We start from the raw sequence: 2,368 nt of genomic DNA, 5'->3' as shown, positions 1-2,368 counted from the left end.
CGGTCGGGTAAGGACACGGTGTTACCACCGCATCCTCCCCTAAGAACCGTGCTTGCGAGTTTCCCCGCACACGGCTCAAGCCTTTCAAAGCCCCATTGAAGGAGCCGGTTTCACAACTTTGAATCTACGAGCGCGTGCTATCTGGTAGCAGTCCGGATGCAACATCATCAGATTACTGTTGGTATCTCGCCCACCGTTGATCTTTCGTTCCACGTGGTAGAGACGCCATCCAGTAGATTCTCCGATCATCTGTCGGCAGACAGGGCAATTTCGTTCCTGAGCCAACCATATTCGAATCAGCCGGGTTCGCCCCTTGATTGACCTCTGCATTGCAAGGGTCAATCGCTCTTCGAAGTAGATTTCCCATTTAGGATCAAATGGATTGGCATCAGAACGGATTTTCCTGTGCCGCCTGATCGGCGTACTGTCAATGTTGTAAAGCTCCAGAAGCTCGGGGACTCCAGTTTGGAGTATCCTGCCGGTTTCCGTGGCAAAGACCCAGTGCCGGGATCCAATGATTCGGAAGTACTTCCTCCTAATCCATCCAGTTCCCTTGTGGGGATGCCGACGTTTTACCCAGCGCCACAGGCTATGCCATATCGCGCAACTGACCTTACTTAATGTTTGTTTCGCCACAACATGCCGATAGTAATTTGCCCATCCACGTAACATCGGGTTGAGTTTCTTTATCAGTGTGTCGTGTCGCACCATTGCATTACCCTTAATCACTCCCCTTACTTTGCGCAGGAAACGTTGGACACTTACAGGAGCTGGCTTGATTAACAGTTTGCCCCCATATTTGCGTACGTTCATGCCGAGGAAGTCGAATCCATCGCTGATATGTGTGAGCCTGGTCTTTTCTGGCGACATCGAGAGACCTCGCTCCGCCAAAAACTGCTCGACCATAGGGATAACTTCTTCTGCCAGCATTTCACGTGTCACACCGGTTATGATGAAGTCGTCCGCATATCGAACGATATTGACCTTCGACGGATTGCGGGTACTCCTGCGATATTTAAGTCGCAGCAAGTGTTCTAATCCATCAAGAGTCATATTCATCAACGTTGGCGATATGATCCCCCCTTGGGGTGTGCCCGCCGCTGTTGGATAAAGGACATTATGGTGAAAGTAGCCAGCTTTCAGCCACATTCGCAAGATCGCCTTGTCCATCGGGATATTGGCGACCAGCCAGTCGTGCGATATTTCGTCAAAGCAGCTACGGATGTCAGCTTCAAGGATCCATTCCGCACAATCGGTGTGTGAAAGAGCCTTGAAGCACTGTTCAATTGCATCAGCCGTTGATCGGGCAGACCTGAACCCATATGAGTTCGGGTCTGCGGTTGTTTCGGCTATCGGTTCCAAAGCGAGCAAATGCAGTGCCTGCTGCGCCCGGTCGATCATGCAGGGAATGCCCAGTGCCCGCTGCTTCCCGTTGGCTTTTGGGATGTAAATCCGCCTCAGTGGCTGAGGACAATAGCCCCTTCGCCTGAGTGATAATACTGCTTTGAGCTTGATCTTCGGCGTAGACCACGTAATCCCATCCACGCCAGAAGTTCGTTTGCCGCGATTCTCTGTCACTCGCTTAACGGCGAGAGCTTTGCCGCTGAACGAGTGGGTGAGCAGCCATTGCAGTGCTTTCACTCTGCCATGTCTGCCTTCCTGTGTTGCCTTCACGATACGTGCCTGAAGCCTTCTGACCTCGCGGTGGCATCTTGCCCAGTCAATACTGTGCCAGTGCGTCGCCTGATCGGAGAGTGCACCAGAGCTATTTAGCTGCACCGTCATTTGCTTTCCCTCCTTTAAAGGTTCGCCAGACTCTCTCGTGATGAAAGACCAGACTGAAGTTTGCCCGCTTTCGCGTGAGGTAATGTTGCCTATCGACGCAACCTCTATCCATTCCATTACAGAATGGCCTTCGCTTTCTCAGTCCTCCTCTATCCGCACCACCAACGGTTTCCCTTACGAGGCCCCTGCCCAACCGGGCGGCGATACGGATTTACCATGTTCCGTTCGAAGAACACGATGGGTTAGGTTCTGCTTCTCCGCCGGTAGCTCTGTTGTCCGCGTATCCCCAGTATAAAAAGGAATATCCAGCTACTGTGCCTTTTGGCTACAGCCTTTCAGTACCTTTGGCTGCTTAATGTTGACGACGTTTATCAGCAGTTCACTTGTGTTAACCGTACCATCAAGCCTAGCGCCTGAGCCGCATTGGTACTTGCAGCCCCTGCTACATTGTCCCGATCGCTTCAGACCCAACAGTTACCCATCGAGCCTGGATCAGTAGGCTACCGCTGACGGAACAGCGGGCTTTATCACCGCGATACTTTGCGGGTAGAGCAATTCTTCGAACGACTTCATGTCGCACCTA

At 52.1% G+C, this 2,368-nt stretch carries 1 protein-coding gene; it reads right to left on the bottom strand.

Annotation, left to right across the window (positions count from 1 at the left end; genetic code table 11):
* Positions 1–84 precede the first annotated feature (84 nt).
* Complete coding sequence (gene ltrA / locus ACQ4OC_RS19405; protein ID WP_050135942.1) at positions 85–1,785, bottom strand: group II intron reverse transcriptase/maturase; 1,701 nt, start codon at positions 1,783–1,785, stop codon at positions 85–87.
* Positions 1,786–2,368 lie beyond the last annotated feature (583 nt).

It is taken from the genome of Yersinia sp. J1, assembly GCF_050586585.1.
GTDB lineage: Bacteria > Pseudomonadota > Gammaproteobacteria > Enterobacterales > Enterobacteriaceae > Yersinia > Yersinia entomophaga.
Note: the sequence above shows the minus strand (reverse complement) of the source record. Positions and strands in the feature narration are given on the sequence as shown.